At 70.8% G+C, this 23199-nt stretch carries 20 protein-coding genes; 15 read left to right on the forward strand and 5 right to left on the reverse strand.

Annotation, left to right across the window (positions count from 1 at the left end; all coding sequences use genetic code 11):
* Positions 1-2: 2 nt before the first annotated feature.
* Genes LR269_RS10165 through LR269_RS10175 form a run of 3 tightly spaced genes read left to right on the forward strand, consistent with a single transcriptional unit; the run spans position 3 to position 2882 of the window.
* Positions 3-905: an ABC transporter permease gene (locus tag LR269_RS10165; protein WP_231430678.1), complete on the forward strand. Its 903-nt coding sequence runs from the start codon at positions 3-5 to the stop codon at positions 903-905.
* Complete coding sequence (locus tag LR269_RS10170) at positions 898-1740, forward strand: ABC transporter permease (RefSeq protein ID WP_231430679.1); 843 nt, start codon at positions 898-900, stop codon at positions 1738-1740. The genes LR269_RS10165 and LR269_RS10170 overlap by 8 nt, the downstream gene beginning before the upstream one ends.
* A complete protein-coding gene (locus LR269_RS10175; RefSeq protein WP_231430680.1) occupies positions 1737-2882 on the forward strand; it encodes an ABC transporter ATP-binding protein in 1146 nt (381 codons plus the stop codon). Before LR269_RS10170 ends, LR269_RS10175 begins: the two co-directional genes overlap by 4 nt.
* Here the strand turns inward: LR269_RS10175 and LR269_RS10180 are convergent.
* Positions 2852-3472, reverse strand: a complete 621-nt coding sequence (locus LR269_RS10180; RefSeq protein WP_231430681.1) for a TetR/AcrR family transcriptional regulator — start codon at positions 3470-3472, stop codon at positions 2852-2854. The genes LR269_RS10175 and LR269_RS10180 overlap by 31 nt on opposite strands.
* 131 nt (positions 3473-3603) lie before the next feature.
* Here LR269_RS10180 and LR269_RS10185 point away from each other — a divergent pair, with 131 nt between their 5' ends.
* The 4 genes from LR269_RS10185 (at position 3604) to galU (ending at position 8871) form a co-directional block, all read left to right on the forward strand.
* Positions 3604-4905 carry a glycosyltransferase gene (locus LR269_RS10185; protein ID WP_231430682.1) on the forward strand — a complete coding sequence of 434 codons (1302 nt, stop codon included), beginning with the start codon at positions 3604-3606 and terminating at the stop codon, positions 4903-4905.
* Positions 4902-6344 carry an FAD-binding oxidoreductase gene (locus LR269_RS10190; RefSeq protein WP_231430683.1) on the forward strand — a complete coding sequence of 481 codons (1443 nt, stop codon included), beginning with the start codon at positions 4902-4904 and terminating at the stop codon, positions 6342-6344. The genes LR269_RS10185 and LR269_RS10190 overlap by 4 nt, the downstream gene beginning before the upstream one ends.
* A gap of 89 nt (positions 6345-6433) precedes the next feature.
* Entirely contained in the window at positions 6434-7888 is a 1455-nt protein-coding gene (locus LR269_RS10195; RefSeq protein ID WP_231430684.1) for an aminobutyraldehyde dehydrogenase, read from the forward strand.
* 77 nt (positions 7889-7965) lie between these two features.
* Positions 7966-8871 (forward strand): UTP--glucose-1-phosphate uridylyltransferase GalU, encoded by a 906-nt coding sequence (gene galU, locus LR269_RS10200; protein WP_231430685.1) that lies wholly within the window; start codon positions 7966-7968, stop codon positions 8869-8871.
* 69 nt (positions 8872-8940) lie between these two features.
* Here the strand turns inward: galU and LR269_RS10205 are convergent, their stop codons facing one another.
* Positions 8941-10617 (reverse strand): MFS transporter, encoded by a 1677-nt coding sequence (locus tag LR269_RS10205; RefSeq protein WP_231430686.1) that lies wholly within the window; start codon positions 10615-10617, stop codon positions 8941-8943.
* Positions 10614-11651, reverse strand: a complete 1038-nt coding sequence (glsA, locus tag LR269_RS10210; RefSeq protein WP_231430687.1) for a glutaminase A — start codon at positions 11649-11651, stop codon at positions 10614-10616. The genes LR269_RS10205 and glsA overlap by 4 nt, the downstream gene beginning before the upstream one ends.
* Before the next feature lie 169 nt (positions 11652-11820).
* On the opposite strand from glsA, the gene LR269_RS10215 reads away from it, so the two are divergent.
* A complete protein-coding gene (locus LR269_RS10215; RefSeq protein WP_231430688.1) occupies positions 11821-12753 on the forward strand; it encodes a cytochrome b/b6 domain-containing protein in 933 nt (310 codons plus the stop codon).
* A 115-nt stretch (positions 12754-12868) separates the two neighbouring features.
* Here LR269_RS10215 and LR269_RS10220 read toward each other — a convergent pair whose 3' ends face one another.
* Positions 12869-13636, reverse strand: coding sequence for an ankyrin repeat domain-containing protein (locus LR269_RS10220; protein ID WP_231430689.1), 768 nt, complete (start codon positions 13634-13636; stop codon positions 12869-12871).
* Positions 13629-14306, reverse strand: coding sequence for a FadR/GntR family transcriptional regulator (locus LR269_RS10225; protein WP_231430690.1), 678 nt, complete (start codon positions 14304-14306; stop codon positions 13629-13631). Before LR269_RS10225 ends, LR269_RS10220 begins: the two co-directional genes overlap by 8 nt.
* A 113-nt stretch (positions 14307-14419) precedes the next feature.
* Between LR269_RS10225 and LR269_RS10230 the strand changes: the two genes are divergently transcribed.
* The 7 genes from LR269_RS10230 to LR269_RS10260 all read left to right on the forward strand — a co-directional run bounded on the left by LR269_RS10230 (position 14420) and on the right by LR269_RS10260 (position 23198).
* Complete coding sequence (locus LR269_RS10230) at positions 14420-15508, forward strand: amidohydrolase family protein (RefSeq protein ID WP_231430691.1); 1089 nt, start codon at positions 14420-14422, stop codon at positions 15506-15508.
* A 98-nt stretch (positions 15509-15606) separates the two neighbouring features.
* Positions 15607-17235 (forward strand): ABC transporter substrate-binding protein, encoded by a 1629-nt coding sequence (locus LR269_RS10235; RefSeq protein WP_231430692.1) that lies wholly within the window; start codon positions 15607-15609, stop codon positions 17233-17235.
* 2 nt (positions 17236-17237) lie between these two features.
* Positions 17238-18188: an ABC transporter permease gene (locus tag LR269_RS10240; protein WP_231430693.1), complete on the forward strand. Its 951-nt coding sequence runs from the start codon at positions 17238-17240 to the stop codon at positions 18186-18188.
* The gene (locus LR269_RS10245; protein ID WP_231430694.1) at positions 18185-19075 is read left to right on the forward strand and encodes an ABC transporter permease; all 891 of its coding nucleotides are present in this window, start codon (positions 18185-18187) and stop codon (positions 19073-19075) included. The genes LR269_RS10240 and LR269_RS10245 overlap by 4 nt, the downstream gene beginning before the upstream one ends.
* A complete protein-coding gene (locus LR269_RS10250; protein ID WP_231430695.1) occupies positions 19072-19923 on the forward strand; it encodes an ABC transporter ATP-binding protein in 852 nt (283 codons plus the stop codon). Before LR269_RS10245 ends, LR269_RS10250 begins: the two co-directional genes overlap by 4 nt.
* Positions 19920-20750, forward strand: coding sequence for an ATP-binding cassette domain-containing protein (locus LR269_RS10255; protein ID WP_231430696.1), 831 nt, complete (start codon positions 19920-19922; stop codon positions 20748-20750). The genes LR269_RS10250 and LR269_RS10255 overlap by 4 nt, the downstream gene beginning before the upstream one ends.
* A 141-nt stretch (positions 20751-20891) precedes the next feature.
* Complete coding sequence (locus tag LR269_RS10260; RefSeq protein WP_231430697.1) at positions 20892-23198, forward strand: transglycosylase domain-containing protein; 2307 nt, start codon at positions 20892-20894, stop codon at positions 23196-23198.
* Position 23199 lies beyond the last annotated feature (1 nt).

Consider the following 23199-nt stretch of genomic DNA (forward strand, 5'->3'; position numbering starts at 1 on the left):
CCGTGACGTCGACACTCGACCGGAAGGCCCCCGCCGTACGCGCACCCCGCGCGCGGCGGGGGTTCGCCCCGGTTCCGTTCCTCGCCCCGGGCCTCGTCTTCCTGATCGCCTTCATGGCGATCCCGGTGGGCCTGCTCGCGTTCTACAGCTTCTTCAAGCGCGGCCGCTTCGGCGGCGTCGTGTTCGAGTTCACGCTCGACAACTGGGTGAAGCTCTTCGAGCCGCTGTACCTCGGTGTCATCGTGCAGTCGGTCGGCGTCGCGCTCGTCGTGACCCTCCTGGCGCTCCTCATCGGCTACCCGATGGCGTACGCCATCGCCGGGCTCTCGCCGAAGTGGCGCACCGTCGCGCTCGTCGCGATCGTGCTGCCGTTCTGGACGAACTTCCTCATCCGCACGTACGCGTGGATCCTGCTGCTCAACAATGCGGGCTGGGTGAACCAGTGGCTGCAGTCGCTCGGCATCGTCGACGAGCCGATCGCGATGCTGTACACCCCGCAGGCGATCGTGGTCGGACTGCTCTACATGTACCTGCCGCTCATGGTGCTGCCGCTCTACGCGTCGCTCCAGCAGCTCGATCCTTCGCTCCGCGAGGCGGCGACGAACCTCGGCGCCACCCCGTGGCGCACCTTCCGCACCGTCACGCTGCCGCTCTCGCTGCCGGGGGCGCTCACCGGCTGCATCTTCGTGTTCGTGCCGGCCATGTCGAACTTCGTGATTCCCGAGCTCATCGGCGGCGGCAAGACGATCATGGTCGGCAACCTCGTACGCGACCAGTTCTTCGAGGCGCGCGACTGGCCGTTCGGCGCGACCCTCGCGCTCGTGCTCACGATCATGCTCGTGCTCGTCATCCTCGTGCAGTCCGCGGTCTCGCGGCGCCTGACCGAAGGGAGCCGCCGTGGCTGACACCGGCAACCCGCCGACGACCGCGATGCGCGAGGCCGATCCGGCGTCGGCGCCGCGGGCGGTGCGCAAGGCCCGAGGCATCCTCGTGCCGTTGTGGCTCGGCTACGCGTTCCTCTACCTGCCGATCCTCGTGGTCGTGATCATGAGCTTCAACGACTCCGAGAACCTGTTCGTCTGGCGCGGGTTCTCGCTGCGCTGGTACCCCGAGCTCTTCGCCGACGAGCAGATCATGCAGGGCCTCGCGAACACGCTCGTCGTCGCCGCCGGCGCCACGGCGATCGCGACGGTGCTCGGCACGCTGCTCGCGTACGGCATCCAGAAGTACACGCGTGGCGGACTCATCCGCGCCTTCGCGATCGCGCCCGCCATCCTGCCCGACCTGCTGCTCGGCATCGGCCTGCTCACGTTCTTCTCGTTGCTGTCGTTGACGCTCGGCCTGCACTCGGCGATCCTCGCGCACGCCGTGTTCGCGACCGCGTTCGTCACCGCGATCGTGCTCGCCCGCATGGCGAGCCTCGACCAGAGCCTCGAGGAGGCGTCGCGCGACCTCGGCGCGGGTCCCGTGCGCACCTTCATGCGCGTGACACTGCCGCAGCTCGCCCCGGGCATCGTCGCGGGCGCGCTGCTCGCGTTCACGCTCTCGATCGACGAGTTCGTGATCGCGTTCTTCACCACCGCGCCGACCCAGCCGACCTTGCCGATCGTCATCTACTCGATGGTGCGCTTCGGGGTCACGCCCGAGGTCAACGCCCTCGCCACCATCCTCCTGCTCGTGAGCATCGTCACGGTGATCGCGGCGCAACGACTGACCCGACTGACAGGAACCGTGAAGTGAGCACCGCACCCCTCCTCCGCGTCGACGGCGTGCGCGCCGTCTACGGCGACACCGTCGCCCTCCACGACATCTCGCTCGACATCGCCGACAACGAGTTCTTCGCCCTGCTCGGGCCGTCGGGGTGCGGCAAGACGACGCTGCTGCGCTCGATCGCCGGCTTCGAGACGCCGGCCGCGGGTCGCATCGAGATCGACGGCGACGACCTGCTGCGCATGCCGGCGCACCGACGCCCGGTGAACATGATGTTCCAGAGCTACGCACTGTTCCCGCACATGTCGGTCGAGAAGAACGTCGCCTACGGGCTCGAGTCCGAGGGGGTCGGCCGGGCGGAGACCGCGAAGCGCGTCGCGGAGGTGATGGACGTCGTCGGCCTCGGCCACCTCGCCAAGCGCCGACCGGGCCAGCTGTCGGGCGGCCAGCGCCAGCGCGTCGCGCTCGCCCGCGCGATCGTCAAGCGCCCGAGGCTGCTGCTCCTCGACGAGCCGCTCTCGGCACTCGACCGGCAGGTGCGGGCGTCGATGCAGCTCGAGCTCAAGCGGCTGCAGCACGAGGTCGGGCTCACGTTCGTCGTCGTCACCCACGACCAGGAGGAGGCCATGTCGATGGCGGACCGCATCGCCGTGCTGCGCGACGGTCGTCTCGAGCAGCTCGCCACCCCGCAGGAGCTCTACGCGAACCCGGCCACGCGCTTCGTCGCGTCGTTCATCGGCTCGGCGAACCTGCTCGACGGTGTCGTTCGCCCGGGGCGGGTCGACGTACCCGGCGTCGGCGCCGTCGAGGTGGCAGCGCACGCGCTGCCCGACGGCACCCCGGCGACCGCGGTCGTACGACCCGAAGACGTCGACCTCACCGCCGATGCGGCGACGGCCGCGCTCTCGGGCGTCGTCGTCGACACCTACTTCCTCGGCGGGGCGTCGACGCTCTCGATCGAGGTCGCGGGCCTCGCGGCGCCGATCATCGCCTCGGTGCACGGCACGAGCGCGCTCACCCGCGGCGACGCGGTGGGCGTGCGGTTCGGGCGGGCGGCCGCGGTCTCCCGCGACGCGGCGACCGTCGACGACCAGGACGGCACCGATGACTCGGCGGAACCGACCGGCGTCGCGGGCACGCCTCAGGAGGAGGCGGAGGGGGTCAGGTCATGACCCGTCGCGAGCCGCGCGCTCGCCACGATGAGCTCGTAGGCCCCGTCGTGGTCGATCGTGGGGTGGCCGGCGATGATGCGATAGCCGTACGCGTCCTCGAGGGCGACGAGGTTGCGCGCGATCACGAGCGACGGCTGCGCGAGGGCGAAGATGCCGCGTGCGGCGCCCTGCTCGAGCACGACCTGGTACATGCCGACCTGGCGGTCGTAGAGGGTCGTGAGCAGCGACGCCATGAGGGGGTTGCGGCCGGCCGACCCGCCGAGCTCGCAGAGCAGCCGCACCTCGGTGTCGCCCGGGCCGCTCGGCAGGCCCGACTTCGCGAGGGCCAGCAGGCGTGCCACCGGGTCGTCGGGCAGTTGTTCGAGCATGCGCACGCGCGCCTCGTAGAAGCGCTCCATGCCGGCACGGTTCGCCTCGAACATCAGCTCGTCGATGTCGGGGTAGTAGTACAGCACCGCGCTCGACGTGAGGCCCGCCTCTTCCGCGACGCGATTCAGTCGCGCCCCGTCGGGGCCGTGCGCCGCGATCGCGCGCTGGGCCGCCGCGACGAGTTGGCTGCGTCGCTCCTCCTGCCGCTTCGGCCGCGCCATTCGGGCTCCCCTCACCGTCGAGTTCTCTGTACTGCTGGTCAATGATACGTCGATGCGGCCAGATTTCTCGCAACCCTTGACAACTCGAATTCTTTTCATCACGATTCAATAAATCGACGAAGGAGTCACCAATGGCAGACGAGCGCCGCACCTTCCTCTTCATGCCCGAGAGCGCCTACGGCCCGACGAACAACTGCATCGGCATCGGAAACGTGCTCCTGCAGCGCGGCCACCGCGTCGTGTTCGCCGCCGAGCGCTCGTGGGAGGGCAAGCTCGCCGCCCTCGGCTTCGAGGAGGATCTCGTCGACCTCGCACCGGCACCCGAGGAGGAGGTCGAGCAGGATGCCGGCCAGTTCTGGAAGGACTACATCCGGGAGGTGTCGCCCGAGTTCCGCAAGACGACCGCCGAGCAGCTCGAGACGGTCACGCTCCCGATCTGGCAGGCGCTCGTCGACGGCGCGAAGTACTGCGAGCCGCAGCTGAAGGCGATCATCGAGCGGGTGCGGCCCGATGTCGTCGTCGAAGACAACGTCCTCGCCTTCCCGGCGCTCGTCACCGCGGGCGTTCCGTTCGTTCGCATCGTGTCGTGCAACCCGCTCGAGGTGCCCGGCGACGACATCGCGCCCGTCTTCTCGGGGCTGGCCGAAGACGACCGGGCGGCCTGGCCCGCGTTCCGCGCCGAGTACGACCGCACGCACCGCGCGCTCTGGCAGGAGTTCGACGCGTGGGTGCAGGAGCAGGGGGCACCCGCCCTGCCCGAGCTCGAGTTCATCCACCGCGGCGACGCGAACCTCTACGTCTACCCCGAGGTGCTCGACTACACCGACGCCCGCCCCCTGGACGAGACCTGGCACCGGCTCGACTCGTCGGTGCGCGAGACCGAGCAGGCACCCGCCGAACTGCCCGCCTCGTTCACCGACGGCAGCCGCCCGCTCGTCTACTTCAGCCTCGGCTCGCTCGGCTCGGCCGACGTCGAGCTCATGCGCCGGGTGATCGCGGCGCTCGCCGACCAGCCGATCAACGTCATCGTCTCGAAGGGGCCGTTGCACGACGAGATCGAGCTCGCCGACAACATGTGGGGCGCCGAGTTCCTGCCGCAGACCACGATCCTGCCGCTCGTCGACCTCGTCATCACCCACGGCGGCAACAACACGACGACCGAGGCGCTGCACTTCGGCAAGCCCATGGTGCTGCTGCCGCTCTTCTGGGACCAGTACGACAATGCGCAACGCGTCCACGAGAAGGGCTACGGCCTCCGGCTCGACCCGTACCGCTTCACGCCCGACGAGCTCGCGGACGCCGTGCGCACCCTCGTGGGCGACGCGGCCCTGCGCGAGCGCGTGGCGGCCGCCGGGGCGGAGATCCGCTCGCGCGACGGCGTCTCGGCCGCCGCCGACGTGATCGAGCGCGTCGGCGCCCGGGAACGGGTGTGAGCGCCACCGGGGCGCGAGCGCAGCAACGGGCGCAGGCGCAGGCCGAGGCGGCGCTCGCCGACGCAGCGCCCCGCGCCTACTGGACCGACCGCGCGCAGCGCGACGGCGCCCCGTCGCCGCGGACATCGCTGACCGGCCAGGACGAGGCCGACCTCGTCGTCATCGGGGCGGGGTTCACCGGCCTCTGGACCGCCTGGCGGGCGCTCGAGCGCGACCCCGCGGCATCCGTCGTGGTGCTCGAGGCCGAACGCGTGGCGCACGGGGCGACCGGGCGCAACGGCGGCTTCGTCTCGAGCTCGCTCACGCACGGGCTCACCCACGGCACCGCGATCTGGCCCGACCAGGTGGGCGCCCTGCACGACGAGGGCGAGCGAAACCTCGCCGAGCTCGTCGCGACGATCGAGGCGGCCGGCATCGACTGCGCGCTGCGGCGCGCCGGCAAGACGACGATCGCGATCGAACCGTGGCAGCTCGACGGGCTGCGCGAGGCGCACGAGCTCGGTGCCAGGCACGGGGTCGAGCTCGAACTGCAGGACCGCGACGAGGTGCAGGCGGACGTGCACTCGCCGACGTACCTCGGCGGCCTCCGCGACCGCACCGGGACGGTGCTCATCGACCCCGCGCGGCTCGCGTGGGGCATGGCCGCGGAGCTCGAACGCCGCGGGGTGCGCATCTTCGAGGCATCCGCCGTCACCGGCATCGACCGGCAGGGCGCGGGCGTGCGCGTGCGCACTGTGCTCGGGCACGTCGACGCGCGCGACGCGGTCATCGCGACCGCGGCCTACCCGGCGCCGCTCCGGCGGCTCGGCAACTACATCATGCCGCTCTACGACCACGTGCTCATGACCGAGCCGCTCGACGTCGCGCAGCAGGCGGCGATCGGCTGGTCCGAGGGGCAGGGGCTCACCGACGCGGGCAACCAGTTCCACTACTACCGGCCGACCGCCGACGGGCGCATCCTGTTCGGCGGCTGGGACGCCGTGTACTACTTCGGCGGCAGGGTCGATGCGGGGCTCGAGCAGCGCGACGCCTCGCACGAACTGCTCGCGCGCCACTTCTTCGAGACCTTCCCGCAGCTGGACGGCGTGCGGTTCACGCACCGGTGGGCCGGGCCGATCGACTCGACGACCCGATTCACGGCGGCGTACGGCACCGCCCGCGGCGGGCGGGTCGCCTATGCGGTCGGGCACACCGGCCTGGGCGTGGGGGCATCGCGATTCTCGGCGGACGTCGCGCTCGACCTGCTCTCGGGCGAGCCGACGTCGCGCCTGCGCTACGACATCGTGCGCCGCCGTCCGTTCCCCATCCCGCCCGAGCCGCTCCGCAACCCGATCGTGCAGTTCACGCGGCGCTCGATCCTCGCGGCCGACGCCCGCGAGGGCCGACGCAACCTGTGGCTGCGCACGCTCGACCGGTTCGGCCTCGGCTTCAACTCCTGACCACCCGCTCGCCGAGCCCGTCGACGCGAGCCGCACGACCGCTGGGTCCGCTCCGACGGACTCGGTGAACGAGACGAGAGGAGCTCTCCATGAGCACCGGAACCTTCATCGGCGACTACCGCGCCGGCACCGGCGGCGACGCCGTGATCACCAATCCCGCCACTGAGGAGGAGGTCGCCGCGTTCACCTCATCGGGCGTCGCCGACGTCGACGAGGCCGCGGCGGCGGCGCGGGCGGCGCAGCCGGCGTGGGCCGCGAAGACGCCGGGGGAGCGCTCGCTCGCGCTCCTGCGGCTCGCCGACGCCCTCGAGGATGACGCGGCGAATCTCGCCCGCCTCGAGGTCGAGGACTCGGGCAAGCCCTGGACGACCGCATTCGACGGCGAGCTGCCGTTCGGCATCGACAACCTGCGGTTCTTCGCCGGGGCGGCGCGCTCGCTCGACGGCACCGGGGCGGGGTCGTTCTCGAACGGATACACGTCGATCCTCACCCGGCGCCCCGTCGGCGTCGTCGCGGGCATCACACCGTGGAACTTCCCGCTCATCATGGCGATCTGGAAGGCCGGTCCCGCGCTCGCCGCGGGGAACGCCGTGATCGTGAAGCCCGCGCCGGCGACCCCGCGCACGACGCTCCGCTTCGCCGAACTCGCGGTCGAGGCCGGACTGCCCGCAGGCCTCTTCAACGTCGTCACGGGCGACGCCGAGGTCGGGCAGGCGCTCGTGACGCACCGCGAGGTCGACATGGTGAGCGTCACCGGGTCGACCCAGACCGGCAAGGCCGTCATGCGCGGCGCCGTCGACGGCGTGAAGCGCGTGCATCTCGAGCTCGGCGGCAAGGCGCCCGTCATCGTCTTCGCGGACGCCGACCTCGGCGCGATGGCGCAGGCCGTCACGATGGGGGCGACGTACAACTCGGGACAGGACTGCACCGCGGCGACCCGCGTCTACCTCGAGCGGTCGATCTTCGACGACGGGGTCGCGGCACTGCGGCAGGCCGTGGCGAGCGTCGTCGCCGGCGACCCGATGGACCCCGAGACCCACATCGGGCCGCTCGTGTCGAAGGCGCACCGTTCGCGCGTCGAGGGCTTCGTGACGCGCGCCGTCGCGGAGGGGGCCGAGGCGCTCGTCGGCGGCCGGTCGATCGATGGCCCGGGATCGTACTTCGCACCGACCCTGCTCGTCGGCGCGGCGCAATCGTCGGAGATCGTGCAGGGCGAGGTGTTCGGCCCCGTGCTCGTGGTGCTGCCGTTCGACGGCGAGGCAGGCGGCATCGCGCTCGCGAACGACAGCGCGTACGGGCTCGCCTCATCGGTCTGGACGACCGATGTCGGCCGCGCGCTGCGGGTGAGCCAGTCGCTCGACGTGGGCGTCACGTGGGTGAACGACCACCTGCCGATCGCGTCGGAGGCCCCGCACGGCGGCGTCAAGGGGTCGGGCTTCGGCAAGGACATGTCGATCGAGCCGCTGCTCGACTACTCGGTGACCCGGCACCTCATGATCCGGCACGCGCCGCCGCCCGAGACGACCGGGTTCCGCCCGGCCTGAGCGCTGCCGTCGCCGCCGACGGGGGCGGCACGCGCAGACGACGACATGACACGACGACAGACGGAGAGGCACGATCGATGACGAAGCGGATCACGAAGGCGGTCATTCCTGCGGCGGGGTTGGGGACGCGGTTCCTGCCGGCGACGAAGGCGATGCCGAAGGAGATGCTGCCGGTGGTGGACAAGCCGGCGATCCAGTACGTGGTCGAGGAGGCCGTGGCGGCGGGGTTGACGGATGTGTTGATGATCACGGGTCGGAACAAGAACGCGTTGGAGAACCATTTCGACCGGGTCGCGGAGTTGGAGGCGACGCTGGAGCGCAAGGGCGATACGGCGAAGCTGGAGAAGGTGAACGAGTCGACCGATCTGGCGGACATGCATTACGTGCGGCAGGGTGACCCGCTGGGGCTCGGGCATGCGGTGCATCGGGCGCACATGCATGTGGGTGATGAGCCGTTCGCGGTGCTGCTGGGGGATGACATCATCGATGCCCGGGACGAGTTGTTGACGCGGATGCTGGACGAGCAGCAGAAGCGGGACGCGTCGATCGTGGCCTTGTTGGAGGTGGACCCGGATCAGATCCACCTGTACGGGGCTGCGCAGGTCGAGCCGACCGACGATCCCGATGTGGTGCGGATCACGGGGTTGGTGGAGAAGCCCGCGAAGGAGGTCGCGCCGTCGAACTACGCGGTGATCGGCCGGTACGTGCTCAAGCCCGAGGTGTTCGGCATCCTGGCCGACACGCCGCCGGGCAAGGGTGGTGAGATCCAGTTGACCGATGCGTTGATGACGATGGCCGGAGATGTGGCGGGCACGGGCGGGGTGTACGGGGTCGTGTTCCGGGGTCGCCGGTACGACACGGGCGACAAGCTGGACTACATCAAGGCCGTGATCCAGCTCGCGGTCGATCGCGAGGACCTCGGCGCCGACCTGCGCTCCTGGCTCATCGACTACACCGACACCCTCACCCCACCCACCCACTGACGATGGCGGGAGCGGGCGCCGGGACGCCTCCGTCGCGGCACCCCGGCACTCGCGCGCCGGACCAGCGCATCAGACGTCGTCGCCGCCCGCGGCCATCGGGTCGGGGATCTCCTCGGGCTTGTACTTCGGCAGGCGCGACGCGGGCAGTGCCGCGAGCGCGCTGAGACCGGCGAGCACGAGGAACCCGAGGCGCAGCGTGTTCAGCCGCTCCTCCTCGTTGATGGCGACGGCGGCGTCGATCTGCTCGGGTGTCGCGCTCGTCTCCTCGAACTTCGCGCGCAGGTCGTCGTTGCTGACGAAGTTCACCTGGCCGAGGCCGACCTCGGCCTTCAGCTCCTCGGGGATCTCGGGGTGCTCGACCGCTGCCTGCGTGAAGTTGAGCGTGAGCATCGTGACGAGCAGGGCCCCCATGAGCGCGGTGCCCACCGCGCTCGCGAGGTTCTGCGTCGTGCCGCGGATGGAGCCGACGTCGCCGGCGAGTTCCTTGGGAGCCGCGGTCACGAGCACGTTGAACACGAGGGTCACGAGCGCGCCCTGGCCGATCCCGAACACGATGAGCCCGACGATCGTCGGCACCGTCTCCCAGTTGTTCGTGACCACGAACGCGAGCCAGATCAGCGCGGCCGTCGTCAGCCCGAACGCGAACAGCGCGATCGTACGCGGGCTGTGCCGACGATAGAAGCGCACGATGAGGGTCGCCGTGACGAACACCGTGAGGTTGAACGGCATCATCGCGAGCGAGGTGTCGAAGGGGGTGCGCCCCTGCACCACCTGGATGTACGTCGGCACCGTGAAGTTCACGGCCGCCTCCATCGCGACGATGATGAACATGGCGTAGACGGCCGCCCGCTCGGTCGGCTCGCTCAGCACGCCGAGATCGACGAGCGGAACCCGGCCGAGCCGCATGCGGCGCTTCGTCCACATGAAGAAGGCCTGTCCGAGGATCAGCCCGACGACGACGAACACGGGCGCGGGGGAGAGGCCGAGCACGGAGAACGGCGCCCCGGGCTCGGCGAGCAGGATGCCCCACGCGTTCAGGTTGTTGAAGCCGAGCGTGAGTAGCACGATCGCGGCGCCGATGAGCGCAGACGCGACGAGGTCGATGCGGATGCTCCGGTCGCCCCGGTCGCCCCGCAGCCTGAAGCTCAGTGCGAAGACGGCGACGGCGAGCCCCAGCGTGATGAAGAACACCGGACGCCAGCCGACGAGCGTGCCGAGCGTACCGCCGATGAGGAAGGCGCTGATGCCCGAGAACGCGCGCGCCGAGCCGAGCGAGCCGACGGCGGTGGCCTGCTGGTCGCCGCGGTAGTTCTCGGCGATCAGCGCCACGAGTGCGGGCACGATGATCGCGGCGGAGGCGCCGGCGAGCACCTGCCCCGCGATCGCCCAGCCGATCGTCGTCGAGAGGATCATCATGACCGACGACACGGCGAACACCGCGACGACGATGCGGAAGATGAGCACCCACCCGATGCGCTGGCCGAGCTTCGCGCCCGTCATCACGAGGGCCGCGACCGCGAGGCCGTAGACGACGATCGTCGTCGATGCGACCGTCGGCGGCACGCCGAAGTCCTCGACCATGCCGCCGAGCGAGATCGGCAGCGCGGCGACGTTGAACGACATGAGCACCTGGGCGAGGAAGAGCCCCACCATCGGCGCCCACGAGCGGCGTTCGACTGCGTGCGGTGCCGGCCCCGAGGCATCCGCCCCGTTCGCGCCGTTCGTGGTCGGTGCGGGTGTGGTCATCGCAGGTCTCCTTCGTCGGTGGGCGCGGTTCGCGCCACGAGCGGCTGTGGGTCGGAGGCGAACAGGTTGAGTCCGAGGGCGCGTGACAGGTAGGCGCAGGCGCGCTGGCCGCGCACGCTGTTGCCGGCCTCGTCGAGCGGCGGTGAGAAGACGCCGACCGCCCCCTTGCCCGGTGCGACGGCGACGATGCCGCCCGAGACGCCCGACTTCGCGGGCAGTCCGATCTCGAAGAGCCATTCGCCCGAACGTTCGTACATGCCGCACGAGGCGAGCAGTGCGAGGGTGTCCCGTGCGGTCTCCGCCGAGACGACGCGCTCACCCGTGACGGGGTTCACCCCGCCGTCGGCGAGCGTCGCGCCCATGACCGCGAGATCGCGCGCGGTGACCGCGAGCGAGCACTGCCGCGTGTAGACGTCGACCGCCTCCTCCGGGTCGATGGCGAGCCGGTCGTAGCTCTGCAGGAGCCGGGCGAGCGCCTGGTTGCGGTGGTTCGTGAACGACTCCGAGCGGTACACCTCGCCGTCGAGTGCGAGCGGCCGGCCGGCGAAGCGGCTGAGCCCGTCGCGGATCAGCTGCCAGCGCTCGTCGGCGTGGCCGGCCGGCACGAGCGCGGTCGTCGCGATCGCGCCCGCGTTCACCATGGGGTTCATCGGGCTGCCGCCGTTGAGCTCGACCGCGACGACCGAGTTGAACGCGAGTCCCGTGTTGTTCACCCCGATGACCTCGTGCACGGCTTCGTGACCGATCGCGTCGCACACGAGCGCGAAGACGAACGCCTTCGAGATCGACTGGACGGAGAAGGCGAGCCCGATGTCGCCTGCGAGATGCTCGCCGCCGTCCGCGCCCACCACGGCGAGACCGAACCAGGCGGGATCGGCCTCGGCGAGGACCGGGATGTAGTCGGCCACGGTGCCCTCGTGGAGGTCCGCATAGCGCGCATGGGCGGCCGCGACGAGTTCGTCGACGTGGTCCTTCAACGGCAACGACCCGGTCGAACTGCGCTGGGCGACGTCGCGAGCGTCCGATTCGAACATGCCCCCACTCTGGCGCGCCGAGTCCGATCGCGCGAGCATCTGCCCCGTCCGTCGCCGAATCCCCGGCGCGCCCGCGTCACGTGACGGCGCGGAGTTGCGCCGCTCGCGGGCCTTTGTCACGCTGAGTGACGTGCCCTCAACCTCGCGCCCCGGGTCACGGGGACTCTCCGTGAAGCGAGCCCTGCTCCTCGCCTGCGGCGCCGTCATCCTGCTCGTCGTCGCCGTGGTCGTCGCCCGGTTCCTTCGCACCGCGCCGGCCGTGCAGGACTTCATCGCGGAGTACCCGGGCCACAGCCCGCTGCCCGATGGGGCGCCGGTGGGCATCCCGGCATGGCTCGCGTGGCAGCACTTCTTCAACGCCTTCTTCCTGGTGATGCTCGTGCGGACGGGGCTGATCATCAGGTCGAAGGCGCGGCCGCCGGCCTTCTGGACGCGGGACAACACCCGCTGGCCGCGCACGAACGGGGCGCCGCGCCGGCTCGGGATCTCGGTGTGGCTGCATCTCGTCGTCGACGCGTTCTGGGTGCTCAACGGCGTCGTCTACGTCGTGCTGCTGTTCGCGACGGGGCAGTGGCTGCGCATCGTGCCGACCAGCTGGGACGTCGTGCCGAACTCGATCTCGGTCGTGCTGCAGTACCTCTCGCTCGAGTGGCCCGTCGAGAACTCGTGGGTCTCGTACAACGACGCGCAGGTGCTCGCGTACTTCGCGATCGTGTTCATCGCCTCGCCGCTGGCGATCCTCACGGGACTGCGGCTGTCGCCGGTGTGGCCGATGCGGGGGGCGCTCGCCTCGGCGCCGCCCGAGCGGTTCGCGCGGGCGCTGCACTATCCGGTGATGCTGTTCTTCCTGCTCTTCACCGCCGTGCACGTCGTGCTCGTGCTCGCGACCGGCGCCCTGCGCAACCTCAACCACATGTACGCGGCCCGCGAGAGCGACGACTGGGTCGGGTTCGCGGTGTTCGCGGTGTCGCTCGCCGTCATGGTCGCCGGCTGGGTGCTCGCCCGGCCGCTCCTGCTGGCTCCCGTGGCCGAGCGCTTCGGCCAGGTGAGAAGGATGCCTCCGGCTCCTGCCGCTCCGGCGCGCAGCGCCGCTCGCAGCTGAGGCGCGGCTCGCCGCTGCTCGTGCGGGATGACCCCGCCGAGGGTGCGGTCGTGGCCCGCTGCGGGGAGTCGAACGCATGCGCGACGAGCGCGCGCCACGAGGCATCCGCCTCGAGTCAGCTCGCCGCGTCGATCTCGGCGACGATGGCGTCGTAGCCGCGCTGTGCGGCGAGCCGGCGGGGGAGCACCCCGTCGCCGTCGGGGATGGACGGGTCGGCGCCGGCCGCGAGCAGCAGTCGGACCGTCTCGACGTGCGCGTCGTCGCCGTCGCCCAGCACGATCGCCTCGTGCAGCGCCGTCCAGGCGAGGTTGTTGACGTGGTCGACGGGAACGCCCGCCTCGATGAGGATGCCGACGGTCTCGACGTGCGCGTGCTCGCTCGCGGGGATGAGCGCGGTGCCGCCGTAGCGGTTGGTGCTCTTCGGGTCGGCGCCGTGCGCGATCGTGAGGCGCAGGATGTCGTTCAGGCCCTCCGCCCCGGCGTAGAGGAACGCCGAGTCCTCGATGCCGTCCTTCGCGTTCGGGTCGGCGCCCGCCTCGAGGAGGGCTCGGGCGACGGCGACGTCGTTCGCGCGGGTCGCCGTCACGAGCACGGGCCGGCCCTCGCCGTCTCGCGCGTCGACATCGGCCGAGTTCGCGATCGCGCGCTCGACGCCGGCGAGGTCGCCCGCGGCGGTCGCGGAGACGATGAGGGCGGTGGCCCGGTCGGGCGTCATCTCGGGGGTGGGCACGGCGGTCTCCTCTGCGGTCGGGGCGGTCGTGGCGGGCCGGGCCGATGCCGTCGGGACCCCCGTCGGTCCGGGCTGGGCCGTGCATCCGGCGAGCAGCCCGACGGCGACGAGCGCCGTCACCGCGAGGATCGGCGTCGGCCGGCGGTCAGGCATCGAGCGAGCGCTCGGTCTGGTCGAGCACGCCGAGCGCCGCGGCGGTCGCGGCCTCGGGGTCGGCGGCCTCGATCGCGCGCAGCAGCTGCTCGTGCAGGTCGACCGCACTGGGATCGGCATTGTTCGAGAGGCACGAGTTCTGCGCGACCGAATGCCGCAGCGACGAATCGAAGCTCGCGTAGATGCCCACGAGCAGCCGGTTGTGCGAGGCGGCCGCCACGCCGACGTGGAACGCGACGTCGTGGTCGGCGAAGGCGTCGACGTCGTTGCGGTCGATCGCCGTGCGGCGATGCTGCAGCTCCTCCCGGAGGGCCGCGACGTCGTCGTCGTCGCGGTGCGTCGCCGCCTCGCGCGCCGCGAGCACGTCGAGCGCGCGGCGCACGGCGAGCACCTCGCGCGCGTCGGCGACGCCGAGCGCGCGTCGGAGGGCGACCTCGGTGGCGTCGCTCGCGATCACGTAGGTGCCGTCGCCCTGTCGTGTCTCGAGCAGCCCGAGCTGCGCGACCGAGCGCACCGCCTCGCGCACCGACGGGCGGCTCACGCCGAATGTCTCGGTGAGTTCGGCCTCGGTGGGGATCCGCGTGCCGACGGGCCAGGCGCCCGTCGCGATCTCGGACTGCAGGCGGTCGACGACCGAGTCGACGATCGACCTTCGCTGGATGGGCTTCACGATTTCCATTCTCTCGATCTTCCGCTCCCGGGGGAATGTATGGTTATCATACATCTTACAAATCTCGGCCGGCAGACCCCGGCCGACCCTCACAGACAAAGGAGTTCGTTCGCATGACCGACACGACCGCCGAGCTGGCCGGCGACCACCGCTCGGCGACGGGCATCGTCGCCGCTCCGGGGCTCGTCGACGCCCACATCCACCCCGACAAGTCGAGCTGGGGCGGTCCGTGGATGTCTCGCCGTCGTGCCGGCTCACTGCCGGAGTTCATCGCGAACGACCTCGCGACGCAGCGCGCCTACACCCGCAGCGTCGAAGAACGCGCCCACGCGCTGCTCTCGACCGCGCTCGCGCAGGGCACGCTCGCGATGCGCGCGCACGTCGACGTCTCCAGCGAACTCGGCACGAGGAACGTCGAGGGCGTGCGAGCTGCCGCAGAGCGCCTCGCACCGTGGCTCACGGTGCAGATCGTCGCGTTCCCGCAGTTCGGCCTGCTCACGAATCCGGGAACCGTCGAGGCGATGGCCGCCGCGCTCGACAGTGGTGCCGACCTCGTCGGCGGCATCGACCCGCTCGGCCTCGAGGGCGACGTCGACGGCCACCTCGACGCCGTCTTCGGGCTCGCCGAGCGCGCAGGACGCGAGATCGACATCCACCTGCACGACGGCGGCGAGCCGGGCCTCGCGCAGATCCGCGAGATCGCCCGGCGCACGCGAGCGGCCGGCCTGCAGGGGCGGGTCACCGTGAGCCACGCGTTCGCGCTCGGGGATGCGTCGCTCCCGACGCTCGGCGCGACGCTCGACACTGTGGCCGATGCCGGGGTGTGGATCGCGAACTGCGCCCTCGGCGACGACCCCGTGCCCGATCTCGACCAGCTCGGGCGTCACGGCGTCCGCCTGGTGGCCGGCAGCGACGGCGTCCGCGACTCCTGGACGCCGTTCGGCTCGGGCAGCATGGTCGATCGCGCGCACCTGCTCGCGTATCGCACGGGCGCCATGACCGACGACGAGCTCGAGCGCTGCTACCGCATCTGCTCGACCGAGGGGGCGAGCCTGATCGGCGTACCCGACCTCGCCGAGTTCTCGGGCCCGGAGCACCCGACCCGGGTCGAGTTCGCCGGCGAGTCGATCGCGCAGATCGTGGTCGACCGTCCCGGCCCCGTCAGCGTGATCCGCGACGGGCTCGTGTTCGACCGGCGCTGAGCCGGCCCGCCGCACCCCTTCCGATCTCCACCCACCCACCCATCCGAAACACCCCCACCACCCCTCATCCAGAGACACGACGACAAAGGAGTTCCCCCGTGTTCCGACGCCGTATCACGCTCACCGCAGCCGCCCTGGCTGCCGCGAGCCTCGCCCTCGCCGGCTGCACCGCGCAGTCGACCGACCAGAACGCTGACGCGGCGCTCGCCGTCGACTTCGACAACCTCGTCACCACCACGGAGTCCGGCACCGCGCCGGTCGACGAGGTGACGTGGAACCTGCCGTACGAGCCGATGTCGCTCGACCCGCAGTTCGGCTACAACTACGCGGAGAACACGGCCACCGCGAACCTCTGCGAGAGCCTGCTGCGCATGAAGCCCGACTTCTCGGTCGAGCCGGGCCTCGCGTCGGGGGTCACCCAGCCCGACGACACGACCGTCGTCTACACCATCCGCGACGGCGTCACGTTCTGGGACGGCACACCGCTGACGGTCGACGACGTGGTCTACTCGCTCGACCGCCAGGTCGGCGAGACGGCCACGAGCTACTTCTCGAGCTACTTCCAGAACGTCGAGTCGGTCGAGGCGACCGGCCCGAACGAAGTCACGGTGAAGCTCACCCAGCCCGACGTGCTGTTCACCCAGGCCATGGCCACCGCGGCCGGCGCGATCGTGCAGAAGGCCGCGGCCGAGGCGCAGGGCGAGGCGTTCGGCACGCCCGACGGCGGTCTCCAGTGCACGGGCCCGTTCTCGCTCGAGGCGTGGAACTCGGGCAAGAGCATCGAGCTCGCGGCGAACCCCGCCTACTGGGACGGCGCGCCGCTCGCGTCGAAACTCAGCTTCAGCTTCATCGCCGACGAGTCGACGGCGGTCAACGCCCTCCGCACGGGCGAGGTCGACGGCCAGTACTTCTACCTTCCGCCCGCCGGCCTCAGCCAGCTCACCGACAGCGACGAGGTGACCGTGACGTTCGGCGACTCGCTCGTGTTCTGGACCATGATGACGACGAACTTCGACGGCGGCCTCGGCGACGACCGCATCCGCCAGGCGCTCTCGCTCGCGATCGACCGCGAGGCGCTCACGAAGGTCGTCTTCCAGGGCGCCGGAATCCCCGCCACCACCCTCGCCGGCCCCTCGTACTGGGGCTACGAGGAGGAGAAGTTCGCGAAGGCGTTCGACGGGTTCTCGGCCGACCCCGACATCGAGGAGGCGAAGCAGCTCGTGGCCGAGGCCGGCACGGTCGCCCCGATCGTGCTCGCGGTGCAGGGCAGCTCGGCCGTGCACGAGCAGACCGCGAACGTCATCCAGGCCGCCGGCCAGGCGATCGGCCTCGACATCCAGACCAAGGTGATCCCGGTCGAGCAGTTCGGCAACCTCTACTTCGACCCGGCGGCGCGTGAGGGCATCGACGGCTTCTTCACGACGCAGTACGGCAGCTTCGCCGACCCGACCGACGTGTACCAGATGTTCGCGAGCACCGACAGCCACAACTACGCGGGCTGGGACCACGCAGACGACGCGATCTTCGCGGCGCGCGCCGAGACCGACGAGGCCGCTCGTGCCGACCACGTGATCGACGCGCAGCAGACCATCACCGACGAACTGCCCTGGCTCCCGCTCGCCTACGAGCCGGTGACCCTCGTGCAGAACGACCGCATCTCGGGTGCGACTGCCTCGTTCGCCTACCTCTACGCGCCGTGGGCGGCGACGCTCGGCGGCGTGGAGTAACCATGTCGGCCGGCTCCTACCTGTTGCGACGCGTGGGCGGGCTCCTGCTCGTCCTGCTCGTGACCTCCTTCCTCGTCTTCGGACTGCTGTACCTCGCCCCCGGAAGCCCCCTTGCGTTCATCCTCGGGCCGCGCGGCGGCACACCCGAGCAGATCGCCGCGGTCACCGAGCAGTACCACCTCGACGACCCCTTCCTCGTGCGCTACGTGGCCTGGCTCGGCGACATCCTCCACGGCGACCTGGGCTACTCGATCGTCTACCGGCAGGACGTCTCGACGCTGATCTCGGGTCGCGTCCCCACGACGCTCGTGCTCGTGTCGATGGCGGCCGTGATCATCGCGGTGGTCGGCATCCTGGCGGGGACGTACGCCGCGCTCCGGCGCGGCTGGAGCGACCAGCTCACGTCGACGCTCGCGGCGGTCGGGCTCTCGACGCCGTCGTTCGTGGTCGGCGTGGCGCTGATCAGCATCTTCGCCGTCACCCTCGGCTGGTTCCCGACCTTCGGGTCGGGAACCGGCGGGATCGACACGCTGCACCACCTCACCCTGCCGGCGATCGCCCTCTCGGTCGCGAGCGCCGCCTATCTCGCACGCATCACGCGTGCGGCGGTGCTCGAGGAGAGCGGGCGCGAGCACGTGCAGACCGCGACGGTGCGGGGTCTCGCGCCACGGTACATCGTCCGGCACCACGTGCTGCGCAACTCGCTCGTGCCGATCGTCACGGTGCTCGGCCTCACGATCGCGACGCTCATCGCGGGCGCCGTCGTCGTCGAGAACGTGTTCGCGCTCGACGGGCTCGGATCGCTGCTCGTGCGGGCGATCCTGCAGCGCGACTTCGCGGTCGTCCAGGCCGTCATCCTCGTCCTCGTCGTCGCGTTCGTCGTCGTGAACGCGGTCGTCGACTTCCTCTACACGTTCATCGATCCGCGCATCGCGCTCGGGAGCCGGCAATGACCACCCCATCCACCACGAGCCTCGCCGTCGCGCGCGTGACGCGGGAGCGACGCCGAGCGGGCGTCGTCACCGCGACGCGAGACCGGCTCGGCGTCCTCGGCTGCACCGCGGCGGCCGTGCTCCTCGTGATCGTCGTCGCCGCGCTGTTCGCGCCGATCGTCGCACCCTACGATCCCGACTTCCCCGACCTGCTGGCGGCGCTGTCGGGGCCCTCGCCGGCGCACCTGCTCGGCACCGACGCACTCGGCCGCGACATCCTCTCGCGGCTCATCTGGGGCGCGCGCATCACGCTCGCCGGCCCGGGTCTCGTGATCCTGATCGCGACCGTCGTGGGCGTCCTGCTCGCGCTCCTCGCCGCGTGGCGCGGCGGCCGCACCGACACGGTCATCACCTGGCTCCTCGACGTGCTGTTCGCGGTGCCTGGCATCGTGTTCGGGCTCATCGCCGTCGCCATCTGGGGCCCGGGCCTCGGCACCGTCGTCGCCGGGCTCTCGATCGCCTACATCCCCTACGTGGCCCGGGTCGTCCGCGGTGCCGCGCTCCGCGAGCGGAACATGCCGTACGTCTCGGCCGCGTGGCTGCAGGGGCAGTCGGGCACGGGCATCACGTTCACGCAGGTCCTGCCGAACGTGCAGCCGATCGTGGTCGCGCAGGCGGTCTCGTCGCTCGGCTTCGCCGTGATCGACCTCGCCGCCGTGTCGTTCCTCGGGCTCGGCGTGCAGCCGCCGACGGCCGACCTCGGCCTCATGGTCAAGAGCGGCTTCGACTCGATGCTGCGCGGCCACCCGATCGAGGCGATCGCGGCCGGCACGCTCATCGTCGTGATCGTCTGGTGCGTCACCGTCATCGGCGACCGACTCACCTCCAGCGCAAGGAGCCTCCGATGACCGCACCACTGCTGCGCCTCGACGACGTACGGGCGACCCTGCGGCTCAAGGGCGGCGAGCAGACCCTGCTCGACGGCGTCTCGCTCGAGATCGGCGAGGGCGAGGCCCTCGGACTCGTCGGCGAGTCGGGGTCGGGCAAGTCGCTCACCACTCGCGCGATCACCCGCATGCTCGGACCCGAGTTCGCCGTCACCGGCGAGATCGAGTTCGGCGGGGCGTCCGTGCTCGGCATGAACGCCGCGAAGCTGCGGCGCTACCGTTCGCAGGACGTCGGCATGATCTTCCAGGACCCGCGCGCCCACGTGAATCCGGTGCACCGCGTAGGCGACTTCCTCACCGAGGCGCTCGTGCAGAATCGGGGCGTCGATCGCCGCGAGGCCGAGCGCCGGGCGGTCGTGCTGCTCGACGAGGTCGGCGTGCGCAATCCCGAGCACCGGCTGCGCCAGTACCCGCACGAGCTCTCCGGCGGGCTGCTGCAGCGCGTGATGATCGCGAGCGTGCTGCTCACCGAGCCGAGGCTCATCCTCGCCGACGAGCCGACGACCGCGCTCGACGTGACCGCGCAGTCCGACGTCATGGCGATCCTCGACGAGCAGCGGCGTGCCCGCGGGCTCGCGCTGCTGTTCATCACTCACGACCTCGAACTCGCCGCAGCGTGCTGCGACCGACTGGCCGTCATGTACGCCGGCGAGATCGTCGAGCAGGGCGCGCACGTCTACGACGCGCCGAGCCATCCCTACACGGTCGAGCTGCTGGGCGCTCGACCGAGCATCGACGAACGAGCCGACCGGCTGCCGGTGCTGCGCTACAACCGTGAGACCCACGAACTGATGAAGGCGGAAGCATGACCGACAGGACCGAGCCCATCGTCGTCGCGCGCGGGCTGCGCAAGGTGTTCCCGGGGCGGGCGAAGGACGAGCCGATCGTCGCCGTCGACGAGGTGTCGTTCGAGCTGCATCCCGACGAGTGCCTCGCGATCGTCGGCGAGTCGGGCTCCGGCAAGACGACGGTCGCGCGCATGCTCGTCGGCCTCGAGACCCTGACCGGCGGCGAGCTCACCGTTCGCGGGGAGTCTCGCGCCGGCGGGGTGAAGCGGCTCGCCGACCGCCGTCGCTGGGCGCGGGAGGTGCAGTACGTGTTCCAGGACCCGTACTCGTCGCTCAACGGACGGCAGCGTGTCGGCGACATCGTCGAGACGAGCGTGGTCCTGCACGCCAACCGCTCCGGGCGCCGAGGCTCAGCCAGGACGGCGGCGCTCGAGATCCTCGAGAGCGTCGGCCTCGGCGAGCAGTTCGCGTCGAAGTACCCGCATCAGCTGTCGGGCGGGCAGCGTCAGCGCGTCGCGATCGCGCGCGCGCTCGCGGCCGACCCCGCCGTCATCGTCCTCGACGAGGCGGTCGCGGCGCTCGACGTGTCGATCCAGGCGCAGATCCTCAACCTGCTCGCCGACATCCGGGCCGAGCGGGAGATCAGCTATCTGTTCATCTCGCACGACCTGGCCGTCGTCAACCAGATCTCCGACCGCATGATCGTGATGGAGCACGGCATCGTCGTCGACTCGGGCGAGACCGCGGACCTCCTCGCGAACCCGGTGCACCCGTACACGCGCTCGCTGCGCGCGGCCGTGCCTCGCCCGGGATGGCGGCCGGTGCGACGCGACCGGCTCGCCTCCTGAAGGGCCGGGCGCCGCTTCGATTCCGCAACCGGCCGACCGGACGCTTTACAAGTCCGGCCGGCTGCGGTGTCATGGAATGACAGCGCGGATCGATTCCGCTCGCATCCGCCGCGTACTGCTTGTGGCTGGGGGTGCGTCGGGGTGAAGTCGTCGGAACCGCGCAACAAGCGCAATCGAGACTTCGCCGAGACGCGCACGCCGCTGGGGGTGCTCGGCGGGTTCGTCGGGCTCATCGCCGCGAGTGCCGCCGTCGCCGCACTCGTCGTGGCGGCGGCGACGCCGGCGATCGCCATGGTCGGCATGGCCGCGAGCGGCACGATCGGCATGTTCGACAGCCTGCCGGGGTATCTCAAGATCGACGAGCTCAGCGAGAAGAGCAACATCTACGTGATCGGCGCGTCGGGCCGGCCGAGCATGATGGCCTCGTTCTACGACCAGAACCGGGTCGAGGTCGGGTGGGAGGCCGTCGACCAGGACGTGAAGGATGCGACCGTCGCGAGCGAGGATCCGCGATTCTACGAGCACGGCGGCATCGACCTGCAGGGCACGCTGCGTGCGGCGGTCACGACGGCGAGCGGCCGTGAGACGCAGGGCGGCTCGTCGATCGCCCAGCAGTACGTGAAGAACGTGCGGGTGCAGCAGTGCGAGCTCGAGACCGACGAGGCCGCGCGAGACGACTGCTACGACGCGGTCACCGAGACCACGATCGACCGCAAGGTGAAGGAGATGCGGCTCGCGATCGGGGTCGAGAAGCGCTACAGCAAGGACGAGATCCTGCTCGGGTACCTCAACATCGCGGGGTTCGGCGGCACCGTGTACGGCATCGAGGCCGCGGCGAACTACTACTTCGGCACGAAGGCGTCGGACCTCACTCTTCCGCAGGCTGCGTCGCTCGTCGCGATCGTGAACAATCCGGAGAAGTTCCGGCTGGACGAGCCCGACAGCGAGGCCAATGGGGCCGCGAACGGCTATGCCGCGAACCACACGCGCCGCGACTACATCCTGAAGCGCATGCTCACCCTCGGGAAGATCACGCGCGACCGCTACGACGAGGCGATCGCGACGCCGGTCGAGCCGAAGATCACGGAACCGAGCACCGGTTGCCAGACCGCCGGTGCGAGTGCCTACTTCTGCGACTACGTGAAGAACATCCTGCAGACCGATCCGAGCTTCGGCGAGGACGCCGAGACGCGCATGCTCAACTTCCGCCGCGGCGGCTACGACGTGTACACGACGCTCGACGTCGACCTGCAGGGCGCGGCCGTCCGGGCGATCGCCGAGAACGTGCCGATGACCTACCCCGGGTGGGACCTCGGCGGGGTCGTCGTGAGCGTGGAGGTCGGCACTGGGCGCGTGCTCGCGATGGCGCAGAACAAGCGGTACAGCCAGGACCCGACCGTGCTCGCCTCGGGCCCCGAGTACACGAGCATCAACTACAACACCGATTTCGACCAGGGTGGCTCGCGCGGGTTCCAGCCCGGATCGACGTACAAGGTCTTCACGCTCGCGCAGTGGCTGAAGGAGGGGCACGGGCTCAGCGAGCGCGTCGACTCGCGCCCGAGATCGAACTGGGGCGTCTTCCACGACAGCTGCCTCGGCGACTACGACGTCTCGGGCGAGAACTGGAACCCGAAGAACGACGCGGGCGAGTCCGGCGGTGCCTACACGGCGCTCGAGTCGACCGTCCAGTCGATCAACACGGGCTTCCTCGGCATGGCGAAGGAACTCGACCTCTGCGGCATCCGGAAGACGGCCGAGGCGTTCGGGATGCACCGGGCCGACGGCGACCCGCTGCTGGAGAGTCCCTCGACCGTGATCGGCACGAACGAGGTCGCGCCGCTGAGCGTCGCCGTGGCCTTCGCCGGCATCGCGAACAACGGGCGCACCTGCAGCCCCATCGCGATCGACCGCATCGTCGGACGGGACGGCGAGGAGTTGCCGCCGCCCGCGTCGACCTGCACGCAGTCGGTGTCGCCCGAGGTGGCTGCCGGTATGCACTACGGCATGACCCGGGTGATGAACGGCACGGCGTGGGAGTCGGATCAGAACACCGTGCCGCACGTGCCGTTCATCGGCAAGACCGGAACGACCGACGGCGCGAAGGACACCTGGATGGCCGGTGCGAGCACGGAGGTCGCGACGGTCGCGGCGGTCGTGAGCGTGAACGGCGACGCGAACCAGCGCGGCATCTGGTTCGACAGCGGGCGGGCCGCCGAGGCGCGGCACCGCATGTGGCCCGTCGTGATGTCGGTCGCCGCCGCGAAGTACGGGGGAGGGCCCTTCACCGAGGCCGGACCGGGCCCCGTGGTCGAGCCGCCACCCGGTGTCGGCGACCGGGACGACGAGGGCGCCGGCGACGAGGGCAGCAGCGATCAGGGCAACGGCAACGGCAACGGCAATAACGGGAACGGCAACAACGGCAACGGCAACGGAAATACGGGGGACTGAG

The sequence above is a fragment of the Agromyces sp. S2-1-8 genome, from assembly GCF_021129215.1.
Classification (GTDB): domain Bacteria; phylum Actinomycetota; class Actinomycetes; order Actinomycetales; family Microbacteriaceae; genus Agromyces; species Agromyces chromiiresistens.

Excerpts from the sequence above, each read along its gene's own strand:
- LR269_RS10220 (WP_231430689.1), bottom strand. The coding sequence starts at position 13,636 with ATGCCTGACCGCCGGCCGACGCCGATCCTCGCGGTGACGGCGCTCGTC.
- LR269_RS10195 (WP_231430684.1), top strand. The coding sequence starts at position 6,434 with ATGAGCACCGGAACCTTCATCGGCGACTACCGCGCCGGCACCGGCGGC.
- glsA (WP_231430687.1), bottom strand. The coding sequence starts at position 11,651 with ATGTTCGAATCGGACGCTCGCGACGTCGCCCAGCGCAGTTCGACCGGG.
- LR269_RS10180 (WP_231430681.1), bottom strand. The coding sequence starts at position 3,472 with ATGGCGCGGCCGAAGCGGCAGGAGGAGCGACGCAGCCAACTCGTCGCG.
- galU (WP_231430685.1), top strand. The coding sequence starts at position 7,966 with ATGACGAAGCGGATCACGAAGGCGGTCATTCCTGCGGCGGGGTTGGGG.
- LR269_RS10230 (WP_231430691.1), top strand. The coding sequence starts at position 14,420 with ATGACCGACACGACCGCCGAGCTGGCCGGCGACCACCGCTCGGCGACG.
- LR269_RS10185 (WP_231430682.1), top strand. The coding sequence starts at position 3,604 with ATGGCAGACGAGCGCCGCACCTTCCTCTTCATGCCCGAGAGCGCCTAC.
- LR269_RS10205 (WP_231430686.1), bottom strand. The coding sequence starts at position 10,617 with ATGACCACACCCGCACCGACCACGAACGGCGCGAACGGGGCGGATGCC.
- LR269_RS10245 (WP_231430694.1), top strand. The coding sequence starts at position 18,185 with ATGACCACCCCATCCACCACGAGCCTCGCCGTCGCGCGCGTGACGCGG.
- LR269_RS10250 (WP_231430695.1), top strand. The coding sequence starts at position 19,072 with ATGACCGCACCACTGCTGCGCCTCGACGACGTACGGGCGACCCTGCGG.
- LR269_RS10240 (WP_231430693.1), top strand. The coding sequence starts at position 17,238 with ATGTCGGCCGGCTCCTACCTGTTGCGACGCGTGGGCGGGCTCCTGCTC.
- LR269_RS10255 (WP_231430696.1), top strand. The coding sequence starts at position 19,920 with ATGACCGACAGGACCGAGCCCATCGTCGTCGCGCGCGGGCTGCGCAAG.